The 20866-nt window shown below is 71.9% G+C and carries 23 protein-coding genes; 14 read left to right on the plus strand and 9 right to left on the minus strand.

From position 1 onward, the window contains the following. Window positions 1–9: 9 nt before the first annotated feature. Together ELY19_RS11310 and ELY19_RS11315 are read left to right on the plus strand one after the other, a co-directional pair. Entirely contained in the window at window positions 10–711 is a 702-nt protein-coding gene (locus ELY19_RS11310) for a response regulator transcription factor (RefSeq protein ID WP_126196286.1), read from the plus strand. Next, complete coding sequence (locus ELY19_RS11315) at window positions 704–1735, plus strand: sensor histidine kinase (protein ID WP_126196287.1); 1032 nt, start codon at window positions 704–706, stop codon at window positions 1733–1735. The genes ELY19_RS11310 and ELY19_RS11315 overlap by 8 nt, the downstream gene beginning before the upstream one ends. Here ELY19_RS11315 and ELY19_RS11320 read toward each other — a convergent pair. The 3 genes from ELY19_RS11320 to ELY19_RS11330 all read right to left on the minus strand — a co-directional run bounded on the left by ELY19_RS11320 (window position 1716) and on the right by ELY19_RS11330 (window position 4577). Continuing rightward, entirely contained in the window at window positions 1716–2747 is a 1032-nt protein-coding gene (locus ELY19_RS11320) for an NAD-dependent epimerase/dehydratase family protein (RefSeq protein WP_126196288.1), read from the minus strand. The genes ELY19_RS11315 and ELY19_RS11320 overlap by 20 nt on opposite strands. A gap of 63 nt (window positions 2748–2810) precedes the next feature. After that, window positions 2811–3650 (minus strand): alpha/beta fold hydrolase, encoded by an 840-nt coding sequence (locus ELY19_RS11325; RefSeq protein WP_126196289.1) that lies wholly within the window; start codon window positions 3648–3650, stop codon window positions 2811–2813. A 54-nt stretch (window positions 3651–3704) separates the two neighbouring features. Further along, entirely contained in the window at window positions 3705–4577 is an 873-nt protein-coding gene (locus ELY19_RS11330; RefSeq protein ID WP_126196290.1) for a hypothetical protein, read from the minus strand. A gap of 149 nt (window positions 4578–4726) precedes the next feature. Between ELY19_RS11330 and ELY19_RS11335 the strand changes: the two genes are divergently transcribed. Beyond that, entirely contained in the window at window positions 4727–5086 is a 360-nt protein-coding gene (locus tag ELY19_RS11335; RefSeq protein WP_126196291.1) for a hypothetical protein, read from the plus strand. 22 nt (window positions 5087–5108) lie between these two features. Here the strand turns inward: ELY19_RS11335 and ELY19_RS11340 are convergent, their stop codons facing one another. Beyond that, entirely contained in the window at window positions 5109–5573 is a 465-nt protein-coding gene (locus ELY19_RS11340; RefSeq protein WP_126196292.1) for a carboxymuconolactone decarboxylase family protein, read from the minus strand. 18 nt (window positions 5574–5591) lie between these two features. Here ELY19_RS11340 and ELY19_RS11345 point away from each other — a divergent pair, with 18 nt between their 5' ends. The 4 genes from ELY19_RS11345 (at window position 5592) to ELY19_RS11360 (ending at window position 9107) form a co-directional block, all read left to right on the plus strand. Then, a complete protein-coding gene (locus tag ELY19_RS11345; RefSeq protein WP_126196293.1) occupies window positions 5592–6596 on the plus strand; it encodes a pirin family protein in 1005 nt (334 codons plus the stop codon). After that, window positions 6593–6919: a GNAT family N-acetyltransferase gene (locus ELY19_RS11350; RefSeq protein WP_227966751.1), complete on the plus strand. Its 327-nt coding sequence runs from the start codon at window positions 6593–6595 to the stop codon at window positions 6917–6919. Before ELY19_RS11345 ends, ELY19_RS11350 begins: the two co-directional genes overlap by 4 nt. Before the next feature lie 79 nt (window positions 6920–6998). After that, the gene (locus ELY19_RS11355; protein WP_126196295.1) at window positions 6999–7706 is read left to right on the plus strand and encodes a response regulator transcription factor; all 708 of its coding nucleotides are present in this window, start codon (window positions 6999–7001) and stop codon (window positions 7704–7706) included. Window positions 7707–7712: 6 nt separating this feature from the next. After that, window positions 7713–9107: a sensor histidine kinase gene (locus ELY19_RS11360; protein WP_126196296.1), complete on the plus strand. Its 1395-nt coding sequence runs from the start codon at window positions 7713–7715 to the stop codon at window positions 9105–9107. Between the two features lies 1 nt (window position 9108). Here the strand turns inward: ELY19_RS11360 and ELY19_RS11365 are convergent, their stop codons facing one another. The 3 genes from ELY19_RS11365 to ELY19_RS11375 are packed head-to-tail and all read right to left on the minus strand — an operon-like array spanning window position 9109 to window position 10995. Beyond that, entirely contained in the window at window positions 9109–9510 is a 402-nt protein-coding gene (locus tag ELY19_RS11365) for an HIT family protein (RefSeq protein WP_126196297.1), read from the minus strand. A gap of 9 nt (window positions 9511–9519) precedes the next feature. After that, window positions 9520–9984, minus strand: a complete 465-nt coding sequence (locus ELY19_RS11370; protein ID WP_126196298.1) for an ArsR/SmtB family transcription factor — start codon at window positions 9982–9984, stop codon at window positions 9520–9522. Window positions 9985–9993: 9 nt separating this feature from the next. Continuing rightward, on the minus strand, window positions 9994–10995 hold the full coding sequence (locus ELY19_RS11375) for a serine hydrolase (RefSeq protein WP_126196299.1): 1002 nt from the start codon (window positions 10993–10995) through the stop codon (window positions 9994–9996). Window positions 10996–11088: 93 nt separating this feature from the next. Here ELY19_RS11375 and purD point away from each other — a divergent pair, with 93 nt between their 5' ends. From purD to ELY19_RS11405, 6 genes are all read left to right on the plus strand, one after another. Continuing rightward, a complete protein-coding gene (purD, locus tag ELY19_RS11380) occupies window positions 11089–12327 on the plus strand; it encodes a phosphoribosylamine--glycine ligase (RefSeq protein ID WP_126196300.1) in 1239 nt (412 codons plus the stop codon). Between the two features lie 87 nt (window positions 12328–12414). Continuing rightward, on the plus strand, window positions 12415–13017 hold the full coding sequence (locus tag ELY19_RS11385; protein WP_197716015.1) for a TetR/AcrR family transcriptional regulator: 603 nt from the start codon (window positions 12415–12417) through the stop codon (window positions 13015–13017). A 34-nt stretch (window positions 13018–13051) separates the two neighbouring features. Further along, entirely contained in the window at window positions 13052–14479 is a 1428-nt protein-coding gene (gene purB, locus ELY19_RS11390; RefSeq protein ID WP_126196302.1) for an adenylosuccinate lyase, read from the plus strand. 85 nt (window positions 14480–14564) lie between these two features. Beyond that, a complete protein-coding gene (locus tag ELY19_RS11395) occupies window positions 14565–15455 on the plus strand; it encodes a phosphoribosylaminoimidazolesuccinocarboxamide synthase (RefSeq protein ID WP_126196303.1) in 891 nt (296 codons plus the stop codon). After that, the gene (locus ELY19_RS11400) at window positions 15452–17566 is read left to right on the plus strand and encodes a S9 family peptidase (protein ID WP_126196304.1); all 2115 of its coding nucleotides are present in this window, start codon (window positions 15452–15454) and stop codon (window positions 17564–17566) included. The genes ELY19_RS11395 and ELY19_RS11400 overlap by 4 nt, the downstream gene beginning before the upstream one ends. Window positions 17567–17575: 9 nt before the next feature. Continuing rightward, entirely contained in the window at window positions 17576–18073 is a 498-nt protein-coding gene (locus tag ELY19_RS11405; RefSeq protein ID WP_068522818.1) for a hypothetical protein, read from the plus strand. Between the two features lie 67 nt (window positions 18074–18140). Here ELY19_RS11405 and ELY19_RS11410 read toward each other — a convergent pair whose 3' ends face one another. Both ELY19_RS11410 and ELY19_RS11415 read right to left on the minus strand, forming a co-directional pair. Then, on the minus strand, window positions 18141–19748 hold the full coding sequence (locus ELY19_RS11410; RefSeq protein ID WP_126196305.1) for a DHA2 family efflux MFS transporter permease subunit: 1608 nt from the start codon (window positions 19746–19748) through the stop codon (window positions 18141–18143). Further along, window positions 19745–20239 (minus strand): MarR family winged helix-turn-helix transcriptional regulator, encoded by a 495-nt coding sequence (locus tag ELY19_RS11415; RefSeq protein ID WP_126196306.1) that lies wholly within the window; start codon window positions 20237–20239, stop codon window positions 19745–19747. Before ELY19_RS11415 ends, ELY19_RS11410 begins: the two co-directional genes overlap by 4 nt. An 80-nt stretch (window positions 20240–20319) precedes the next feature. Here ELY19_RS11415 and ELY19_RS11420 point away from each other — a divergent pair, with 80 nt between their 5' ends. Beyond that, window positions 20320–20811, plus strand: a complete 492-nt coding sequence (locus ELY19_RS11420; protein ID WP_126196307.1) for a glutathione peroxidase — start codon at window positions 20320–20322, stop codon at window positions 20809–20811. Window positions 20812–20866: the final 55 nt, after the last annotated feature.

Here is a 20866-nt window from a genome sequence, read left to right on the forward strand (position 1 = left end):
GGAGCCGAGATGGCGGATGAGCGGTACGTTCTCATCGCCGATGACGACCCGCTGGTCAGCGACGTCGTGCGGCGGTACCTGGAGCGGGACGGCCTGCGCACGTCGGTGGTGGCCGACGGTGCGGCGGCCGCCGAGCACCTGGCCGCGGGCCGGGTGCGACTGGCGGTGCTCGACGTCATGATGCCGGGCCCCGACGGGGTGGAGCTGTGCCGCCGGGTGCGGGGCGGGGAGGCGGGCGCACCGTCGGACCTGCCGCTGATCCTGCTCACGGCCCTCGGCGAGGAGGACGATCGCGTGACGGGCCTCGCCGCCGGCGCCGACGACTACGTGACCAAGCCGTTCAGCCCACGGGAGTTGGCGCTGCGTGTGGCGTCGGTGCTGCGGCGCGCGCACCAGGAGCCGGCGGGCCCGGTGGCCGACGGCGCCGTCGCCGTCGACACCGCGGGCTGCGTCGTGACCGTGCACGGTCGGGTCGTGGCGACCACGCGCCGCGAGTTCGACCTGCTGGCGCACTTCCTCGCGCACCCCGGGGAGGTCTTCACCCGGGAGGAACTGCTCGAGCGCGTGTGGGGCTGGCAGTTCGGTGACCTGTCGACGGTGACGGTGCACGTCAAGCGGCTGCGGGCGAAACTCGGTGCGGAGCATCGGATCGAGACGGTCTGGGGCCGCGGCTACCGCTGGAGCGGGGAAGAGGAGGGCGACGATGCCTGAGGTCGTCAAGATCGCGCTGCTGGCGCTGCTGTGGTCGGCTCCGGTGGTGCTCGCGGGCGCGCTGGTGCTGTGGCGCGCGCGCCGGATGTCCCTGCAGATGTCGATGGTGATCCTGGTGCTGATCCCCGTGCTCGCGGTGCTGTCGGGCGTGATCGGCGTCAGCGGGTTCATGTTCACGGCGGACTTCGCCCGCACGCTGACCGTGCTCGCCGCCGTCCTCGTGGTCGCGGTGCCCGCGGCCGTCGCGCTGGGGCGGTTCCAGGCCCGTCGCACGGTGTGGGAGAGGCAGATCCGGGAGCAGGAGCGCGCCGCCGAGGCGGCCCGGCGCGAGCTCGTCGCGTGGGTGAGTCACGACCTGCGGACGCCGCTCGCGGGGATCCGCGCGATGTCCGAGGCGCTGCGCGACGCGGTGGTCACGGACCCGGGCGATGTGACCGAGTTCGCCGACCGGATCGACCGGGAGACCGTGCGCCTGTCGGCGATGGTGGACGACCTGTTCGAGATGTCGCGGATCCACTCGGGCGCGCTGACGCTGGAGCTCGAGACCATCGACGTGCGCGAGGTCGCCGACGAGGTGCGCGCAGGGCTGGCGCAGGTGGCGAAGCGGTCACGGGTGGACCTGGATCTCGACGCGCCGGAGCCCGTGCAGGCGCCGGTGGGGGTGTCGGCGCTCGCCCGCATCCTGCGCAACCTGGTGCTCAACGCGCTCGCGCACACTCCCGCCGGCGGACGGGTCACCATCGCGGTGCGTCGCGACGGCGACGACGTGGTGCTCCGGGTGGACGACACCGGGACCGGCATCGCCGACGACGATCTGGACCGGATCTTCGACCTCGCCTACCGCGGCACCGCGCACCGGTCGCCGGTGAACACCGACGGCCTCCCGGCGGGCACGGGGATGGGGCTCGCGATCGCGCGCGGCCTCGTCGACGTGCACGGCGGCACCGTCGTCGCGGCGAACCTGCGGCAGGGGGCTCGGTTCGAGGTGCGGCTCCCGGGTCGGATCAGCGCAGGGGAGCAGTAGCGAACTCGGCCAGCCCGCACTCCGGGCGGATCGACGCGGTGAAGCCCAGTTCCGCCGCCGCCCGCGCCGGATCGGCGACGATGTGCCGCACATCGGGGGTGCGGAACTCGCCGGTCACCACCGGCGCCGGGGCGCCCGGGGATTCGCTCGCGAGGATGGCGGCCACGTCGCCGATCGTGACCGGCACGCCCGAGCACACGTTGTACGCGCGGAACGGCCGGTCCGCGGGCGCGTCCAGTGCCCGCAGGTTGGCGGCGGCCACATCGCGGACGTGGACGAAGTCCCGCGCCTGCCGGCCGTCCTCGAACACCCGCGGCGGGCGGCCCGCCGCCAGCGCCGAGCGGAAGATCGAGGCGACGCCCGCGTACGGGGTGTCGCGCGGCATCCGCGGCCCGTAGACGTTGTGGTAGCGCAGCGCGGTCACCGATCCGCCGGTGGCGCGGGCCCACGCGGCGGCGTAGAACTCCTGCGCCGCTTTGGACGCCGCGTACAGGCCGTTCGGCGCGATCGGCGCGTCCTCCCCGGTCAGGGCCCAACGGGCCGTGCCGCCGCCGGGAAGGAGCCGTTCGAACCGGCCCGCCCGCAGGTCGTCGACGGTGCGCGGCAGGGGCGTCACCGGCCGCCCGTCGGCGTCGACGTACGCGCCGTCGCCGTAGACCACCATCGACGAGGCGAGCACCAGCCGGCGGCAGCCCGCCCGCGCCATGGCCGCGAGCAGCTCGGCGGTACCGAGGTCGTTGTTCGCGGCGAACAGCGGCGCGTCGGCGGCGTCCACACCCGCGCCGACGGCGGCGGCCTGGTGGCAGACGGCGTCGACGCCGCGCAGCACCCGGTCGAGGCCGTCCGCGTCCAGCAGATCGAGCCGCTCGACGCCGTCCGGCGGTTCGCCGGTGCCGTGTGCCTGCGGGAGCATCCCGTCGATGCCGACGACCTCGTGCCCGCCGCGGTCGGCGAGCAGGTCGGCGACGTGCGAGCCGATGAATCCGGCGGCACCGGTGAGGAGTACGCGCATGCCCCCATGCTCGCCGCCGGCGCCCGGCCGGTCGACCGGGCGGGGCGAGACGTCACCGACTCGTCACACCTGCGCGGCGGTCTCCGCGATGAGGCCGGCGAGTTGCTCCGGCCGCTCGTCCGGGATCCAGTGGCTCACCCCGTCGAGTACGACGAACCGGTACGGACCGTCGACGTACTCGCCCGCGAGCTCGGCCCCGGCCCGGCTCAACGCGATGTCCTCGGTGCTCCACACGTACGTCACCGGGCACGCGATGCGCGTGCCCTCGCCCGGCTTCACGGCGGTGAACGGCATACCGCGGTAGTAGCCCAGGCCGCCGCGCAGCAGGCCGGGCGTCAGCACCTCGTCGACGACGGTGCGGATCGCGTCGTCGGGCATGCCGCTGGCGCGGAGGAAGGCCTCGAACCGGCCCGGGAAGCGGCGGGCCAGCAGCTCCGGCACGGCGGGGATCTGGAACAGGTACATGTAGTACGACTTGAGCGCCTGGTCCGACCGGAGGAACGCCCGCAGGAAGGCGAGGGGGTGCGGCACCGAGACCGCGGTCAGCGTGCGCACCAGGTGCGGGTAGGTGGCGGCGGTCAGCCACGCCGTCGACGACCCCCAGTCGTGCCCCACGAGGTGCGCGGGGCCGGTCCGCTCGAGCAGCGCCGCGACGTCGGCGGCCAGTTCGGAGCTGCGGTACTGCCAGCGTCGCGCAGGGCTGGCGGTGCGCGCGTACCCGCGCTGCCACGGCACGACGGTGCGGTACCCCCGCGCGTGCAGGTCCTCGGACGTCGCCGCCCACGACGTCGGGGTCTGCGGGAAGCCGTGCAGGAGGACGACGATGTCGCCGTCGGCCGGCCCGCTGTCGACCACCGGGAAGATGAGTCCCGACCGGGTGAACTCCGTGATCCGTTCCGTCATGCCCCCACCCAACCACGCCCGACGGTGCGGGGCATCCGCCCGACGGCGGAGAAATCAGCCCGAATAGGTTCGGCCGACCCAGGTCTGGCGGCAGAAGTGTTCGCCGACCCCGGCGACGGTGACTCCCGCCTGCTCAAGCGCACGAGCCTGCTCCGGAGTCGCCTGCACCGCACGGCAGTTCGTCCGGTCGTTGGTCACGACGGGGCCGTTGCCGTCGCTCGGTGTCGCGCCCGCGCCCGCCGCGGCGACGGGGAGGTCGAGAAGTTCCACGACGCGATCGCCGTCGAACCGAAAGATCGTGTACACGCCGCTGACGGCCGAGCTGTGCGCGTACATGGCGGAGAAGCCCTCGTCGGTGGTCGCGACCCGGGAAGGGAAGCCGAATAGCTCGCCGCCGCGAACGAACGGTCCCTTCGGCCCGCGTGCGCGCCAGACCGCCATCCCGCTGCCGCCGGATCCGCCGGTCGTGGTCACCACCAGCAGCTGGCCCGCTCCGTCGTTCGCGAACCGCTGCACGAAGGGCGGTGTGCGGTAGGCGGCCACGACGCGTTCGGTGATCGTCTGCACCACGCGAGCACCGTCGCGCACCACGATCCGCTGCTCGCGGCCCTCGTACCCCCGCACCGCCGCCGTGTCCGAGTACTCGAAGCGCAGCCCGGGAAAGCTGGGCGACAGCAGCACGCAGGCGACCGGCGCGACCGGATCCAGGTCGCGGACCTCCGCCGCGTCGCAGTCGGGACCCGGCTCGGGCGGAACGGAGTACGACGGTGCCGCCGCCGTCGACGTCGACGTGCCCGGGGGAGGGGCGGTCGCCTCCGAGACGTGGGCGCCGGTCGGAACGGAGTACGACGGTGCCCGCGTGCCGGAGCCCGGGTCGCACCCCGTCACCGTCGCCACGACGGCGACGAGCGTCATGAACTTCTTCATCGCGATCCCCATCTTTCAGATATCGACGATGGTAGCTCCACGGACGGCCGGCGTGCCGCGCGACCTGCGCATTCAGTGGATCTTGAGCGAGGCGTAAGGGGCCGGGATCACTGTGGAGGGAGACGAACACCGACGACGGAGGAGTCATCATGCGCACGAGGACCATCACCATCACGGCAGCGCTCGCGGCCTCCGCGGGCCTGGCGATGCTCGCGCCGGGTGCCGCCAACGCCGCGCCGAACGGCTGCGACGTGCACCAATGGACCGTCGCCCACATCGAGACCCCCAGCTCCAGCGCGTCCATCTGCCGCTGGCAGGGGGACGGCCGCACCGAGTACCGCGGCTTCGGCAAGGGCAACGGCCTCGCCGTGACCGCGCCGGTCGTGTGGTCGAACGGATCGTCGTACAGCGCCGTCAACAACGGCTACACGTACCGCGTCGATGTGGGGCGCGGCCTCGCCGTCATCGCGCCCAACGGCTACCAGATCTCCTACGAGCCCGCGCTCTGAGCGCACGCCCGCGGCACCGCGTTCACGCGCGGTGCCGCACCTCGTAGCCGCTGATCACCGACACGCGGTTGAAGGCGTTGATCGTGACGGCGGCCCAGATGAGCACGGACGTCTGCGCCTCGTCGAGCACGTCGGTGGCGCGGTCGTAGGCGATGTCCGCCGCGTGGTGCGGCGGCAGCTCCGTCACCAGCTCGGCGATCTCGAGCGCGGCGCGCTGCACGTCGTCGAACAACGCGGGCGCCTCCCGCCAGGCGGCGAGCACGTCGAGCTGCTGACTGGTCAGTCCTGCGGCGCGGCCGGCGCGCGCGTGCAGGTCGAGGCAGAAGGCGCAGCCGTTGAGTTGAGAGCACCGCAGATTCACCAATTCGACCACGTCGCGGCCGATTCCGGCGGCGGCCGCGGCCTCGGCGACCTCCGTCGAGACCGCGATCAGCTGCTTGTAGATCCGGGGGGACGCCTTGTCGATCCGCACGCGCTGGGCTGGCATGCCACTAGGCTAGCGGTCATGAGCAACGTCGACCGCCAGCCCGAAGAGGTCGAGTGCGGGGCCTCGGTGGACGGACCGGCCCCCGCGAGCGGGGTGGAGGTGATCGAAGCCCGCGAGGTGCCGCTCGGCGGTCCCCGCGCGATGACGGTGCGCCGTACCCTCCCCACGCACGAACGCTCCATGATCGGGGCGTGGTGCTTCGCCGACCACTACGGCCCGGACGAGGTGGACCGCTCCGGCGGTATGAACGTCCCGCCGCACCCGCACACGGGCCTGCAGACGGTGAGTTGGCTGTTCGAGGGGGAGATCGAGCACCGCGACAGTGCCGGCGTCGAGGCGCCGGTGCTCCCGGGCGAGATCAACCTCATGTCGGCCGGCTACGGCATCAGCCACTCCGAGGTGTCCACGCCGGAGACCCGCCGCCTGCACGGCGTGCAGCTCTGGCTCGCGCTGCCGGATCGGACGCGCAACGCCCCGAACGGCTTCCAGCACTACGCGCCGCCCTCCGTCGAGCTGCCCGACGTGCGCGCGGGCGGCCCGGGCGGCACCGCCCGCGTCTTCATCGGCGAACTCGCGGGCAGTACGTCGCCGATCGTCACCGCCACTCCGCTCCTGGGCGCGGAGCTGATCCTGCGCCCGGGCGCGCGGGTCAGCCTCGCCGTCGACCCCGCCTTCGAGCACGGCGTCCTGCTCGACACCGAGCGCCTCATCTTCGACGGTGTGGCCCTCGCCTGGGGCGACCTCGGCTACGCCGGGCCGGGCCTCGGCGGGCTCCGCCTGCACAACCCCACCGAGGAGGACGCCCGCGTGGTCCTGCTCGGCGGCGTGCCCTTCGACGAGGACATCGTGATGTGGTGGAACTTCGTGGGCCGCACGCACGAGGAGATCGTCGAGTACCGCGAGGAATGGCAGGCGCGGTCCCCGCGTTTCGGCAGTGTGAACGGATGGCGCGACGATCAGTACCTGCCGGCGCCGCCGCTCCCCACCACCCGGCTCAAACCCCGCAGGAGGAACCCGCAGTGAGCGAGAACACCGAGAACGTCGCCGTCGTCCGCAACGACGCCGAGGGCCGCTACGACATCACCGTCGACGGGGAGCCGGCCGGCTTCACCGTCTTCATCGACCGCGGTGAGCAGCGAATCTTCCCCCACACGGAGCTCGACGAGAAGTTCTCCGGCCGCGGTCTCAGCGGCATCCTGGTGCACGACGCACTGGAGGACACGCGCGCCGCGGGAAAGCGCGTCGTCCCGGTGTGCCCGCTGGTCAAGCGGTACGTCTCCAAGCACCCCGAGGTGCAGGACATCGTCGATCCCGTGACGCCGGAGATCCTCGCGTCCCTGCGCTGAGCGGCCCCGGCGGGACGTTCACAGCCAACTGACAGCGAGTCGTCAGAGTCCTGGGCGCCGCGGCGTGCACTATTGCGGTGTGTCCAGTGCGAATGACGAAGCCAAGCCCCGCGTGCTCGTGGTCGACGACGAGCAGAGCATCCGGGAGCTGCTGCAGGTCAGCCTCAAGTTCCAGGGCTTCGACGTGGCCGTGGCCCACGACGGCCCGGCCGCGCTCGACCGCGTCCGCACCTTCCGGCCCGACGTCATGGTGCTCGACATCATGATGCCCGGCATGGACGGTCTCGGCCTGCTCAAGCGGCTGCGGCAGGACGGGATCGAGGCCCCCGTACTCTTCCTCACGGCCCGCGACTCCGTCGAGGACAAGGTCGCCGGCCTCACCCTCGGCGGCGACGACTACGTCACGAAGCCGTTCAGCCTCGAGGAGGTCGTGGCGCGGATCAACGTGCTGCTGCGCCGTCACGGCTTCGGCGAGCAGGAGAACTCCACCCGCCTGACGTTCGCCGACCTCGAACTGGACGACGAGACGCACGAGGTCTGGAAGGCGGGGGAACTGGTGTCGCTCTCGCCGACGGAGTTCACCCTGCTGCGCTACTTCATGGTCAACGCCGGTGTCGTGCTGTCCAAGCCGCGGATCCTCGACCACGTCTGGCACTACGACTTCGGCGGCGACGTCAACGTGGTCGAGTCCTACGTCTCCTACCTGCGCCGCAAGGTCGACACGGGCGAGAAGCGGCTGATCCACACCCTCCGCGGCGTGGGGTACGTGCTCCGCGAACCGCGGTAGGCGCGCATGGGCTCGACCTCGCTCGCGTCCCGCGTCCCGCTGCGCCTGTCGCTGGTCGCGGTGGTCGTCGGCCTCGTCTTCCTGGGGCTGCTGGCGTCCGGCACCGCGTTGACGGCGGCGATGAAGGACCGGCTGCTCTCCCGCGAGGACCAGGCGCTGCGCCAGGCGGCGGAGACGTGGGCGCGGCCCAAGCCGGTGCTGCTGCCGGAGCCGCCCCGCGACGGGCGCCCGCCGACCCGCTTCTACCAGGCGGTCTTCCTTCCCGACGGCAGGCAGCTGCAGATCAGCAATCCCGACTTCACCGAGCGCCCCGACCTGTCCGGCCTCGGCGACCTGCACGGCGACGCCGTGACCGTGCCCTCCGCCGGTGGCGGCGGGCCGGAGTGGCGGGTCGTGCAGTCCTCGTCCCAGTACGGCGTCGCCTTCGTCGCGGTCACGCTCACCGACGTCGAGTCGACCCTGCGCGCGATGGTCGTGCTGGAGCTGCTCATCGGCGGCGGTGTGCTGATCATCGCGGGCGGCCTCGGCTACCTCGTCGTGCGCCGCTCGCTGCGCCCGCTCGAAGAGGTGGAGGCCACCGCGGAGGCGATCGCCGCGGGTGACCTGACGCGGCGGGTGCCGGCGGCGCCGGCGCACACCGAGGTGGGGCGGCTCTCGACGTCGATCAACACGATGCTGCACCAGGTGCAGGACTCCTTCGACCGGGTCGCGTCCTCGGAGGAGCGGGCCCGTGCCGACGAGGAGCGGATGCGGCGCTTCGTCGGCGACGCCTCGCACGAGCTGCGCACGCCGCTGACGTCGATCCGCGGCTTCGCCGAGCTGTACCGCCAGGGTGCGACCGACGACACCGGATTCGTCATGTCGCGCATCGAGTCGGAGGCGGAGCGGATGGGCCTGCTCGTGGAGGACCTGCTGCTGCTCGCCCGTCTCGACGCGCGCCGGCCGCTCGCGGCCGACACCGTCGACCTGGTCGCGGTGGCGGACGACGTGGTGCACGCCGCGCAGGCCCGCGAACCGGGGCGTGACATCGCCCTGGAGGCCGAGGCCGGCACCGTCGACCTGACCGGCGACCGGGACCGCCTGCACCAGGTGGTCACCAACCTGGTCTCGAACGCCCTGCGGCACACGCCGGACGAGGCGACGGTGCGCGTCCGGATCCGCACGGAGCCGGGGGCCGTGGTCCTGTCGGTCGCGGACACGGGGCCGGGTATGGAGCCCGACGAGGCCGCGCGCGTCTTCGAGCGCTTCTACCGCACCGACTCCTCCCGCAGCCGTGGCAGCGGCGGTGCGGGGCTGGGCCTGTCGATCGTGCTCGGCATCGTCGAGCGGCACGGCGGGAGCGTCACCGTCGACACCGCGCCGGGGGAGGGCGCGACCTTCACGGTGCGCCTGACCCGGTAGGTCATTCCGCGGCGAGCGCCTCGACGATCCTGGTCTGCGCGTCGTCCAGCGACTCGGGCGACGGGTTCTGGTCGACGCTGTCGAAGCTGAAGTCGGTGAGGCCGTACGCGGGGAAGACGTGCAGGTGCAGGTGCGGGATCTCGAAACCGGCGACGATCAGGCCTGCGCGCGGCGCGTCGAAGGCGCGCTTGACGGCGCGCCCCAGCTTGCGTGCCACCGTGTTGAGGTGCTGCCAGAGCTCGTCGTCGATCGACTCCCAGTGGTCCACCTCCTCGCGCGGCACCACCAGCACGTGGCCCTGCGTGAGCGGCGCGATGGTCAGGAACGCCACCACCGCATCGTCCTGGTACACGAACCGGCCCGGGAGCTCGCCGGCGATGATCTTCGAGAACACGGATGCCATGGGGCCAGGCTATCGGAGCAGCCCGCCGATGTCCGCCGCGGTGACCAGTGCGACGAGCGCGGGCACCACTTTCTGCGGTGCGACGGCGTACCGGCCGCGCGCGCCCTTGCTGACGACGCCGGCGGCGGTGAGCGTGCTCAGGTGGTGGTACAGCTGGCCTTTCGAGCCGCCGTCGGCGAGCTCCACCAGTTCGGCCGCCGTGCGCGGGCCCCGGAGCAGCTCCTGCACGATCTCGATCCGCGCGGGATGCCCGAGCGCGCCGAGCACCGTCGCGATCCGGTCGGCGGGCAGGGCGGTCGCGGCGCCGGCGGAGTAGTCGATGCGCCAGGTGACCTCGCCGTGCAGCGCCACGTCGCCGCCGTACCCGACGGTGCCGGCACCGCTGGGCGCCTGCTCGGCGGGCGCCGCCCCGAGGGCGGCCTCGAGGGCGGCGACCCGCGCCTCGAGAGCGGCGAGGCGATCGTCGTCGGTCATGGCGGGAGTTTACGAGCGCAGCGCGCAGGCCACTCGCGTGCGGGTGCCCTCGTCGGTCATCGCCTGCACCAGCAGCTGCTGATGCGGCATGCCGGCCTCGGCGTCCTTGCGCACGTCCTGCGCGGACGCCCGGCGCACCATGAGGACCCCGACGGTGACGGAGCCGTCGGTCCGCCGGCCCTCGAAGGCCTCCGTGAGCACGCCGACCAGCGATCCGCCCTTGAAGCCGAGCGCGGTCAGGCCCGCGGGTGCGGCGTCCTGGAACTCCAGGAAGCGGCGCGCCGCCTCGGAGCCCGGGCCGAACCGGCCGGTCCCCAGATCGCCGATCAGTCGCGCGAAGGACGCGGCCGGCGCCGCGTACGTGCGGTCGATCGCGGCGTAGGCCTGCTGCTCCGTCGCGGCGCCGCTGTCGGTGATCCGCTGGTAGAGCTCCTTGAGCGAGGGGACGGGCCCGGGCATGCCGTAGCGCGTCATCACCTCCCGCAGCGCCTCGTCGCCGAGCCGCGCGCGGATCGCGTCCGGTGCGGCGCTGTCGGAGAACCGGATCATCACGTCGGCGAGCTGGTGCAGCGAGACGCTGCCCGACGGGGCGTTCGGGACACCCTTGGTCGCCGGGATGCCCAGGTACTCCAGGGCCTTGATGTGGGCGCCTCCGTCGACGGGGGTGCCCTCGTGATCGACGTACCACTTCTGCCAGTCGGCGACGCGGATCCGCTCGTTGAGATCGATCCGGCCGGCACCGGCCCGGCCGGTGAGCGCGGCGAGGTGGATCAGTTTCAGCATCGACGCGGTCGGCATGGCCGCGTCGGCGCGGTGCGCGACGGTGCCGCCCCGCCCGTCGTCGACGACCAGCGCGACGTCGCCGCGGTGCTGCGCGAGGTAGCCGGTCCAGCCGGCGACGGTGCTCGTGTCCGCCGCCGGCGCGGGGGCGCACGGCGCGGCGCTCGCCGCGGGGGCGGGGATCGCGGCCACGAGGGCGGCGGCGACGACGGTGATCAGTGTGCGGCGCATCGGGCCTCCCAAGAACGCGGAATCGGAATTCCGGAATAACGATACCCATGCTGGGGTGCGGTGTACAGCCCTCGCCCCGGTAAGGTCTGCGACGTGCGAGTACTCGTCATCGGCACCGGCGGCCGCGAACACGCCCTCATCGACGCCCTGACCCGTGATCCCCGGGTCACCGAGCTGCACGCGGCCCCGGGCAACCCGGGCACCGCGGCGATCGCGACCAATCACGACGTCGACGCCTCCTCCGGCGACGAGGTCGCGGCGCTCGCCGAGCGTCTCGGCGCCGACCTCGTGGTGATCGGCCCCGAGGTTCCGCTGGTCCTCGGCGTGGCCGACGCCGTCCGGGCCCGCGGCATCGCCGTCTTCGGCCCGTCCGCGGCCGCCGCGCAGATCGAGGGTTCCAAGGCCTTCGCCAAGGACGTCATGGACGCCGCCGGCGTGCGCACCGCGCGCAGCGAGATCGTCGACAGCCCGGCGCAGATCGACGCCGCCCTCGACCGCTTCGGACCCACCTGGGTGATCAAGGACGACGGCCTGGCCGCCGGCAAGGGCGTCGTCGTCACCGCCGACCGCGCCGAGGCCCGCGCGCACGCCGCCGACCTCCTCGAGTCCGGGCGCCCGGCCCTGTTCGAGTCCTTCCTCGACGGCCCGGAGGTCTCCCTGTTCTGCCTCGTTGACGGCGAGGACGTGGTGCCGCTGCTGCCCGCGCAGGACCACAAGCGCGTCGGCGACGGCGACACCGGCCCCAACACCGGCGGCATGGGCGCGTACGCACCCCTGCCCTGGCTCCCGGACGGCGCGACCGAGGAGATCGTCGAGACCGTCGTGCGCCCCGTCGCACGGGAAATGGTGCGCCGCGGCGTCCCGTTCTCGGGCCTGCTCTACGCGGGCCTGGCGATGGGCGCAGAGGGCCCGGCCGTCGTCGAGTTCAACTGCCGCTTCGGCGACCCCGAGACGCAGGCCGTGCTGAGCCTGCTCGAGTCGCCCCTCGGCGAGGCGCTGCACGCCACCGCGACGGGCGGCCTGGGTGCCCTCGCGCCGCTCCGGTGGCGCGACGGTGCCGCCATCACCGTCGTGCTCGCCGCGGAGAACTACCCGGCCGCGCCCCGCAAGGGCGACGTCATCACGGGCGCCGACGGCGCGGGTATCTACCACGCCGGGACGGCCGTGGACGCCGAGGGCCGCCTGGTCTCGAACGGCGGCCGCGTGCTGAACGTGGTCGGTGTCGGCGACGACCTGGCCGCGGCCCGCGCGGACGCCTACGCGAAGCTCGACCGGATCAAGCTGCCGGGCAGTCACTTCCGGACGGACATCGGGCACCAGGCCTTGCAGTAGCGCATTTGTCCATGTCGGCCGCCACCGGCGCCGACGATTTGGTCGAAACCCTCAGACCGAGCGGGACGTGCTGGCAGCATGTCTCAGATGACAGCCGCGACCACGCCCAAGGGTGAGCGCCGGCGCGCGGCCCTCGTGGCGGCGGCCGGGGAGCTCCTCGTCGAGGGCGGTTTCGAGTCGGTGCGGCACCGGGCCGTCGCGCACCGCGCGCACATCCCCCTGGCCGCGACGACGTACTACTTCGAGTCCCTCGGCGACCTGCTGTCGAACGCCGTCGCGTACGCCGGCGAGCTGGACGTCGCGGCGGTCCGCGGTCGCGCGGAGGCGGTCAGCCGCCGCAGGCGCGGCGACTCCGCGCTCGCGAAGCTCCTCGCCACCGTGTTCTTCGCCTGCGACACCGAGGCGGAGCGGGGCGCACTCGTGTCCCGCTACGAGCGGATGGTGCTGTGCGCCCGCGATCCCGAGCTGACCCGGCTGCAGGCCCAGGTCCGGCGGGTCGTGGCGGAGTTGCACGTCGAGGTGCTCACCCGCTCGGGCCGGCGGGCGACGGGGCCGGACGTGGAGCGGCTGATGGCGATCGAGGACGGGGCGGTCCTGGCGGCGCTCACCACCCACGGTGCCGACGTGCCCCGCGCGGTCCGCGACGCACTCGTCGCCGTCGTCGACGATCTGGCGCCCGCCCTTCCGTGACGGGCCCGGCGTCCGTGCATGAGAGAATCGCGGGGTGAGCACTCCCCGCATCCCCGACGTCCTCGCCAACCGGTACGCCAGCCCCCGCATGCGCGAGCTGTGGTCGCCGGAGTACAAGATCGTGCTGGAGCGCCAGCTGTGGATCGCGGTGCTCAAGGCGCAGCGCGACCTCGGGATCGACGTGCCCGACGGTGCCGTCGAGGCCTACGAGAAGGTCGTGGACCAGGTCGATCTGGCGTCGATCGCGGAGCGCGAGCGGATCACCCGGCACGACGTCAAGGCGCGGATCGAGGAGTTCAGCGACCTCGCCGGGTTCGAGCAGATCCACAAGGGGATGACCTCGCGCGACCTGACGGAGAACGTCGAGCAGCTGCAGGTGCTGCGATCGCTGGAGTACGTGCGCGACCACGCCGTCGCCGTCGCGGCGCGGCTCGCCGAGCGCGCGGCGCAGTACTCGTCCGTCGTGATGGCGGGCCGCTCGCACAACGTCGCGGCGCAGGCGACCACGCTGGGGAAGCGCTTCGCGTCGGCGGCGAACGAGTTGCTGGTCGCGATCGCCCGCCTCGAGGACCTCATCGGCCGGTATCCGCTGCGCGGCATCAAGGGCCCGATGGGGACCTCGCAGGACATGCTCGACCTCCTCGGCGGCGACGCGACGAAGCTCGCCTCCTTGGAGGAGCGGGTCGCCGCGCATCTCGGCTTCTCGGAGTCCCTCGTCTCCGTGGGCCAGGTGTACCCGCGCTCGCTCGACCACGACGTGGTGAGCGCTCTGGTCCAGGTGGCGGCGGGACCGTCGTCGATGGCCACGACGATCCGGCTGATGGCCGGGCACGAGCTGGTCACCGAGGGCTTCCAGCCCGGCCAGGTGGGCAGCTCCGCGATGCCGCACAAGATGAACACGCGCTCCTGCGAGCGGGTCAACGGCCTCACCGTGATCCTGCGCGGCTACGGCTCGATGGCCGCCGAGATGGCCGGCTCGCAGTGGAACGAGGGCGACGTCTTCTGCTCGGTGATCCGCCGCGTCGCCCTGCCGGATTCGTTCTTCGCCATCGACGGCCTCTTCGAGACCTTCCTGACCGTCCTCGACGAGTTCGGTGCCTACCCGGCGGTGATCGAGAACGAGCTGAACCGCTACCTGCCCTTCCTCGCCACTACCCGCGTGCTCATGGCCGCGGTGCGCGCGGGCGTCGGGCGCGAGGTCGCGCACGAGGCGATCAAGGAGCACGCCGTCGCCGTCGCGCTGGCGATGCGCGAGGAGGGCAAGGAGCCGGACCTGCTGGACCGCCTCGCCGCCGACTCCCGCCTCGGCCTCACCCGCGCGCAGCTCGACGACGCCCTCGCGGACCGCGCGGCCTTCACCGGCGCCGCGGAGGCCCAGGTCGCCCAGGTCGTCGCCGAGGTCGAGGCGCTGACCGCGAAGTACCCCGAGGCCGCCTCCTACACCCCCGCCCCCATCCTCTGATCGGCTTTCCCTGCGGTTTCGGCGGCCGCGACCTGCGATTCGCCCGCCGAAACCGCAGGGAACCGACAGGGGATAGGGTGGCGGGGTGCGTCCTGAACTGAGCGAGTACACGCCGATCTACTCGGGCAAGGTCCGCGAGCTGTACGAGGTCGACGACGAGCACCTGCTCCTCGTCGCCAGTGACCGGATCAGCGCCTACGACTACATCCTGGACACGCCGATCCCCGACAAGGGGCGCGTGCTCACGGCGATGTCGGTCTTCTTCTTCGATGCGCTCGGCGTGCCGAACCATCTCGCCGGGCCGGCCGACGACCCCCGCATCCCCGACGCGGTGCTCGGCCGCGCGCTGGTGACGCGCCGGCTCGACATGGTGCCGGTGGAGTGCGTCGCCCGTGGCTACCTCACCGGCTCCGGCCTCAAGGAGTACCGCGCGAACGGCGAGGTGTGCGGTGTGCCCCTGCCTGCGGGCCTGGTCGACGGCAGCCGGATCGACCCGCCGATCTTTACCCCCGCCACCAAGGCCGCCGTCGGCGACCACGACGAGAACGTCTCCTTCGAGCGGGTCGCCGAGGATGTGGGCATCGAGCTGGCGACGCGCCTGCGCGACCTGACCCTCGACGTGTACGCCCGCGGCGCGGACATCGCCCGCGAGCGGGGGATCATCCTCGCGGACACCAAGTTCGAGTTCGGCCGTAGCTCCGACGGTGACCTGCTCCTCGCGGACGAGGTGCTCACGCCCGACTCCTCGCGCTACTGGGACGGCGCGCTCTACGCTCCCGGCTCCGCCCTCCCCAGCTTCGACAAGCAGATCGTGCGCGACTGGCTCACCAAGGAATCCGGCTGGTCCACCGACTCCGGGGCCCCGCCGCCGCCCCTGCCGAGCGACGTTGTGGACCGCACCCGCGCGCGCTACATCGAAGCGTACGAACGCATCTCGGGTCTCAGCTTCGACGACTGGCCGGGCGGAGCGGCATGAGCCCCGCGAACGAGGCGCCGGCCCAGCCCGTTGCGAAGAAGGTTCCGTCCTCGCGGACCTTCCACGGCGACACGGTGATCGACGACTACGCCTGGCTCGCCGACACCTCCGACGAGGAGGTGCTCGACTACCTGCGCGCCCACAACGCCTACACCGAGGCGGCCACCGCGCACCACGAGCCGTTGCGCGAGGCGATCTTCGGGGAGATCAAGGCGCACACCCAGGAGACCGACATGTCGGTCCCGCAGCGGCGCAAGGACCACTGGTACTACGCGCGGACCGTCGAGGGCAAGCAGTACGGGATCCACTGCCGCGCACCGATCGCCGGACCCGACGACTGGACCCCGCCGGTCCTCTCCGACGAGCCGCTGCCCGGCGAGCAGGTGCTCCTGGACCTCAACATCGAGGCGGAGGGACACGAGTACATCGCCGTCGGCGCCGCCTCCGTCTCGCCCGACGGTGCCCTGCTCGCCTACTCGCTCGACACGTCGGGCGACGAGCGGTTCACGCTGCGGATCAAGGACATCGCCACGGGCGAGCTGCTGCCCGATACCGTCGAGGGCGTCTTCTACGGCGCCACGTGGGCACCGATCACCGAGGCCGGGGAGCGGCACCTGTTCTACACCACCGTCGACGACGCGTGGCGCGCCGACAGCATCTGGCGGCACGAGATCGGTTCGGGCTCCGATGACGTGCGGGTCTTCCACGAGCCCGATCAGCGCTTCGGGGTGGGCATCGGTCTGACCCGCAGTGAGAAGTACCTGATGATCGCGACGTCCTCGACGCTGAGTTCCGAGACCCACGTGCTCGACGCGACCGACCCGACGGGCGAGTTCCGCGTGCTGCGCCCCCGGGAGGAGGACGTGGAGTACTCCGTCGAGCACGCGGTGCTCGGCGGGGAGGATCGGTTCCTGTTCCTGCACAACCGCACCGGCCTCAACTTCGAACTGGCATCGGCACCCGTCGACGCGCCGGAGCAGTGGACGGTGCTCGTGCCGCATCGCGACGACGTCCGGCTGGAGTACGTGGACGCCTACGCCCGACGGCTCGCCCTCGGGTACCGGCGGGGCGGCCTGCCGCGGCTCGCGCTCGCGGAGGCCACGGCCGCACCGGAGTTCACCGAGTGGGACCCGGGCGAGGAACTCGTGAACCTGGGGCCGACCGCGAATCCCGAGTGGGACGCGCCGCGGCTCCGCCTGGCGTACGAGTCCTTCGTGACGCCGGGAACCGTCCTCGAGCTGAACCCGGCGACGGGGGAGCAGACGGTGCTCAAGCGGGCCAACGTCCCCGGCTACGACGCCGCGCTGTACACGGCGGAGCGCCTCTGGGTGACCGCCCGCGACGGCGCGGAGGTACCGGTCTCCGTGGTGCGCCGCAAGGACGTCGGCGACGGGCCCGCGCCCACCCTGCTGTACGGCTACGGCTCCTACGAGGCCACCCTCGATCCCTGGTTCTCCGTCGCCCGGCTCTCGCTCATGGACCGGGGCGTGGTCTTCGTCGTGGCGCACGTGCGCGGCGGCGGCGAGATGGGCCGCGCCTGGTACGACCACGGCAAGCAGCTGGAGAAGCGGAACACCTTCACCGACTTCGTCGACGTCGCACGACATCTCGTGGACACCGGCCGTGCGGAGCCGCGGCGACTGGTCGCGATGGGTGGGAGCGCCGGCGGCCTACTCGTCGGCGCGGTGGCGAACCTCGCGCCGGAGCTGTTCTCCGGCATCGTCGCCGACGTGCCCTTCGTGGACCCGCTCACCTCGATCCTCGACCCGAGCCTGCCGCTCACGGTGGGGGAGTGGGACGAGTGGGGCAATCCGCTGGAGAGCGCCGAGGTGTACCGGTACATGCGCGACTACTCGCCGTACGAGAACGTCGCCGCGAAGCCCTACCCGGCGATCCTCGCGACGACCTCGCTCAACGACACCCGCGTGCTCCCCACCGAGCCCGCGAAGTGGGTGGCGAAGCTCCTCGACCACAGCACGTCCGGCGAGCAGATCCTGCTCAAGACGGAGATGGTCGCCGGGCACGCCGGCGTCAGCGGGCGCTACGCGAAGTGGCGCGAGACCGCCTTCGAGTACGCCTGGGTCCTCGACAGGCTGGGCGCCGCGCAGTAGCTTGCAGTCATGAAGAAGCTCCTCGCGGGCCTCGCCTGCGCCGCGCTCCCGCTGGTCGCCGCCGCTCCGGCCCAGGCGGCCCCGGGCGCCGCGGGCCCGACGGTGACCTACTCCTCCGTCGGGCCGGCCACGGCGCCGGAGTACCACGTCGAGTACGTCATCACCGTGCGCGGCGGCGTCGCGACGGCGAAGGTGGGCGGGTACGGCACCGTCGACGGGACGGCGAAACCCGCGAGGACGGAGACGAAGCGCCTCGACCACGCGGCGCAGCGGGCGCTCGTGCAGACCGCCCCGTCGATCCCCGCCCCGGCCACGGGCACGCCCTGCCCGGGAGCGTCCACGAGCCGGCTGACCTACGAGATGGGCCGGGCCGCACCGCGGAAGACCGTCGCCTACAGCTGCGCCGCGGGAGACCGGGGCGACGCCGCGGCGATCAGCCGCTACATGGCGCCGGTCGAGAGGCTCTTCACCGTGCTGCCCAGCGTGACCTTCACCGTCACCCGGTAGAACTCCCACGAAACGAGAAGTGCCCGGCCCCCATCGGGGACCGGGCACTCGTCGGATCAGGTGCGGATCAGTGCGGCATGACCATCTGCCGCTCGGCGGCCTCCGTGTCCGCCGCGTGGGTGCGGGGCAGGAAGAACGCCGGGATGATGCACAGCGCGACCAGGACCGCGGCCACGAAGTACGTGTTCCCGAAGGCCTCCGCCGCGAACGGCAGGTTGTCGTGCAGGAACTTGCCGAAGCCGGTCTCGCCCTGGAACATCGCGATGCCGCCCTCGCGGGCCTCGGGGCTCGAGTTCAGGCCGAAGGCCAGCGCGCCGGTGTGCTTCTCGCCCTGCGGGGTCTGCATGGCCGGGCCCGCGTTGGTGAGCCAGTTGGTGAACAGCACCGAGAAGATCGCGGTACCCATCGACGCGGCGATCTGCTGGACGATGTTCGTCAGCGTGGAACCGCGGGAGATGGACTCGGGCGCCAGGGTGCGGATCGCGGCCGACATCGTCGGCATCATCGTCATACCCATGCCGAGGCCCTGGATGAGCAGCGAGCCCAGCAGGATCCAGTAGGGGGTCTCCGCGGTGAGCTGCGTGAACGCCACCATGCCCAGCGTGATGAGGCCGAGGCCGGTCATCACGAACTTGCCGGGGCCCATCTTGTCGGTGAGCACACCCGCGATCGGCATCGTCATCATCGCGCCCAGGCCCTGCGGCGCGAGCAACAGGCCGGCCATCAGGGTCGACTCGCCGCGGATGCCGATGAAGTACTGCGCGTACAGGATCGAGCTGCCGAAGAAGGCCATCGCGAACATCGCGAAGGTGATCATGGCGACGGTCATGTTCCGGTTCTTGAACAGCCGCAGGTCCAGCAGGGGCAGCTTGGCGCGCAGTGCCCAGAACACGAAGCCGATGATCAGCACCAGGCCGACGATGGTCGCCGGGATGACCCGCTCGGTGTACATCGACGAGTCCGACTGCGCCTCGGGGATCGAGGAGATGCCGAACAGGAACAGCGCGAGGCCGGGCGAGAGCAGGACGAAACCGACGACGTCGAACTTCTGGCCCTTGACGGGCTGGTCCTTGTCGAGCACGAACCAGGCGTAGATGATCGCGATCGCGCCGATCGGCACGTTGATCAGGAAGATCCAGTGCCACGAGAACGACTCGATCAGCCAGCCGCCGAGGATGGGGCCGCCGATGGGGCCGAGCAGCATCGGGATGCCGAGCACGGCCATGACGCGGCCGAGGCGCTCCGGGCCGGCGGCCCGGGTCAGGATCATCATGCCGAGCGGCATGAGCATGCCGCCGCCGAGGCCCTGCAGCACGCGGAACAGGATCAACATCTCGATCGAGTCGGCGATCGCGCAGAGCGCGGAGCCGATCACGAACAGCGCCGTGGCCGTCATGTACAGCCGCTTGGTGCCGAATCGGTCGGCGGCCCAGCCGGTCACGGGGATCACGGCGGCCAGGGCCAGCGTGTACCCGGTCATCGTCCAGGCGACGGTGGCCGGCGATGCACCCCACTCCGTCTGGAAGGTGTTCTGCGCGACGGCCACGATGGTCATGTCCAGGATGGCCATGATCGACCCGAGGACGACCACACCGGCCACCATCAGGACGCGGCGGTCGAGGCCCTCACCCGCGTGCGGGATCTCGCTCTTGTCGAGCGTGTTCTCGGTACTCATGCGTTCTCTTTCATTGCGGTGAAGAAGGGGTTCGGAGGGATCAGGCCCTCGTCGAGGATCTCGACCATCACGTCGTGCAGGCGGGTGCGGAGCTCGGTGGGCAGCCGCTCCGCGAAACCGAGCACCTCACGATGCTTGTCGCTGATCGCGGACGCAACTGTTTTTCGCCCGAGGTCGGTGATGGTCAGGTTCTTGATCCGGCGATCCGAGGCGTCCTCACGCCGATCCACCATCTCGAGCTGGACAAGCTTCTCCACGTTGCGGCCCGTGGCGGCGACCGACAGCCCCAGATCATCGGCGAGCCGGTTGATCGGGAGCGGAGCCTCGGCGGCCGTGAGCTGCAGCAGGATGTGGAACTGGTGCGCGGTGATGTCCGACGACAGCATCGTGCCCAGGCTCTCCTGCGTGACGTTGCACATGAGTCGGCCCATGAACTCGCTGAAGACCTCGGTGAGGTCCTCAGGAGTCACGTCCCCGGAAGTTGCTTGCACCCGAAAACGATAACTCTGACGCAACCATTGCGCAATCGAGATAGATGTGTGCTGCGTTACATCCCGCGTAGGCTCGGGCCATGACCGCTCTCGACTCCATCGCCCTCACCACGCTCGACGGTGCCGCCACCTCGCTCGCCGACTACGCCGGCCGCGCCGTCCTCGTCGTCAACGTCGCCAGCAAGTGCGGCCTGACCCCGCAGTACGCCGGCTTGGAGGCGCTTGCGACGCGGTACGCGGACCGCGGCCTGACGGTGCTCGGCGTGCCCTGCAACCAGTTCGCGGGCCAGGAGCCCGGCACCGCCGAGGAGATCGCCACCTTCTGCTCGACGACCTACGGCGTCACATTCCCCTTGCTGGAGAAGACGGACGTCAACGGCGAGAACCGGAACCCGCTGTACGTCGAGCTGACCAAGACGGCCGACGCAGAGGGGGAGGCCGGCGACATCCAGTGGAACTTCGAGAAGTTCCTCATCGCGCCGGATCACACGAGCGTGCAGCGCTTCCGGCCCCGCACCGAACCGGAGTCGGACACCGTCGTCTCCGCGATCGAGGCAGTCCTGCCCGCCTGACGGCGCGTTCAGCGACACGCAACCTCTCGTCCCCGAACGGGACACCTGGGGCGCG

It is taken from the genome of Tsukamurella paurometabola, assembly GCF_900631615.1.
GTDB classification, from domain to species: domain Bacteria; phylum Actinomycetota; class Actinomycetes; order Mycobacteriales; family Mycobacteriaceae; genus Tsukamurella; species Tsukamurella paurometabola_A.

Excerpts from the sequence above, each read along its gene's own strand:
- ELY19_RS11340 (WP_126196292.1), bottom strand. The coding sequence starts at position 5,573 with ATGCCAGCCCAGCGCGTGCGGATCGACAAGGCGTCCCCCCGGATCTAC.
- ELY19_RS11315 (WP_126196287.1), top strand. The coding sequence starts at position 704 with ATGCCTGAGGTCGTCAAGATCGCGCTGCTGGCGCTGCTGTGGTCGGCT.
- ELY19_RS11360 (WP_126196296.1), top strand. The coding sequence starts at position 7,713 with ATGGGCTCGACCTCGCTCGCGTCCCGCGTCCCGCTGCGCCTGTCGCTG.
- ELY19_RS11370 (WP_126196298.1), bottom strand. The coding sequence starts at position 9,984 with ATGACCGACGACGATCGCCTCGCCGCTCTCGAGGCGCGGGTCGCCGCC.
- ELY19_RS11335 (WP_126196291.1), top strand. The coding sequence starts at position 4,727 with ATGCGCACGAGGACCATCACCATCACGGCAGCGCTCGCGGCCTCCGCG.
- ELY19_RS11385 (WP_197716015.1), top strand. The coding sequence starts at position 12,415 with ATGACAGCCGCGACCACGCCCAAGGGTGAGCGCCGGCGCGCGGCCCTC.
- ELY19_RS11420 (WP_126196307.1), top strand. The coding sequence starts at position 20,320 with ATGACCGCTCTCGACTCCATCGCCCTCACCACGCTCGACGGTGCCGCC.
- ELY19_RS11405 (WP_068522818.1), top strand. The coding sequence starts at position 17,576 with ATGAAGAAGCTCCTCGCGGGCCTCGCCTGCGCCGCGCTCCCGCTGGTC.
- ELY19_RS11375 (WP_126196299.1), bottom strand. The coding sequence starts at position 10,995 with ATGCGCCGCACACTGATCACCGTCGTCGCCGCCGCCCTCGTGGCCGCG.
- ELY19_RS11365 (WP_126196297.1), bottom strand. The coding sequence starts at position 9,510 with ATGGCATCCGTGTTCTCGAAGATCATCGCCGGCGAGCTCCCGGGCCGG.
- ELY19_RS11330 (WP_126196290.1), bottom strand. The coding sequence starts at position 4,577 with ATGAAGAAGTTCATGACGCTCGTCGCCGTCGTGGCGACGGTGACGGGG.
- ELY19_RS11320 (WP_126196288.1), bottom strand. The coding sequence starts at position 2,747 with ATGCGCGTACTCCTCACCGGTGCCGCCGGATTCATCGGCTCGCACGTC.
- ELY19_RS11310 (WP_126196286.1), top strand. The coding sequence starts at position 10 with ATGGCGGATGAGCGGTACGTTCTCATCGCCGATGACGACCCGCTGGTC.
- ELY19_RS11345 (WP_126196293.1), top strand. The coding sequence starts at position 5,592 with ATGAGCAACGTCGACCGCCAGCCCGAAGAGGTCGAGTGCGGGGCCTCG.
- ELY19_RS11325 (WP_126196289.1), bottom strand. The coding sequence starts at position 3,650 with ATGACGGAACGGATCACGGAGTTCACCCGGTCGGGACTCATCTTCCCG.
- ELY19_RS11400 (WP_126196304.1), top strand. The coding sequence starts at position 15,452 with ATGAGCCCCGCGAACGAGGCGCCGGCCCAGCCCGTTGCGAAGAAGGTT.
- ELY19_RS11410 (WP_126196305.1), bottom strand. The coding sequence starts at position 19,748 with ATGAGTACCGAGAACACGCTCGACAAGAGCGAGATCCCGCACGCGGGT.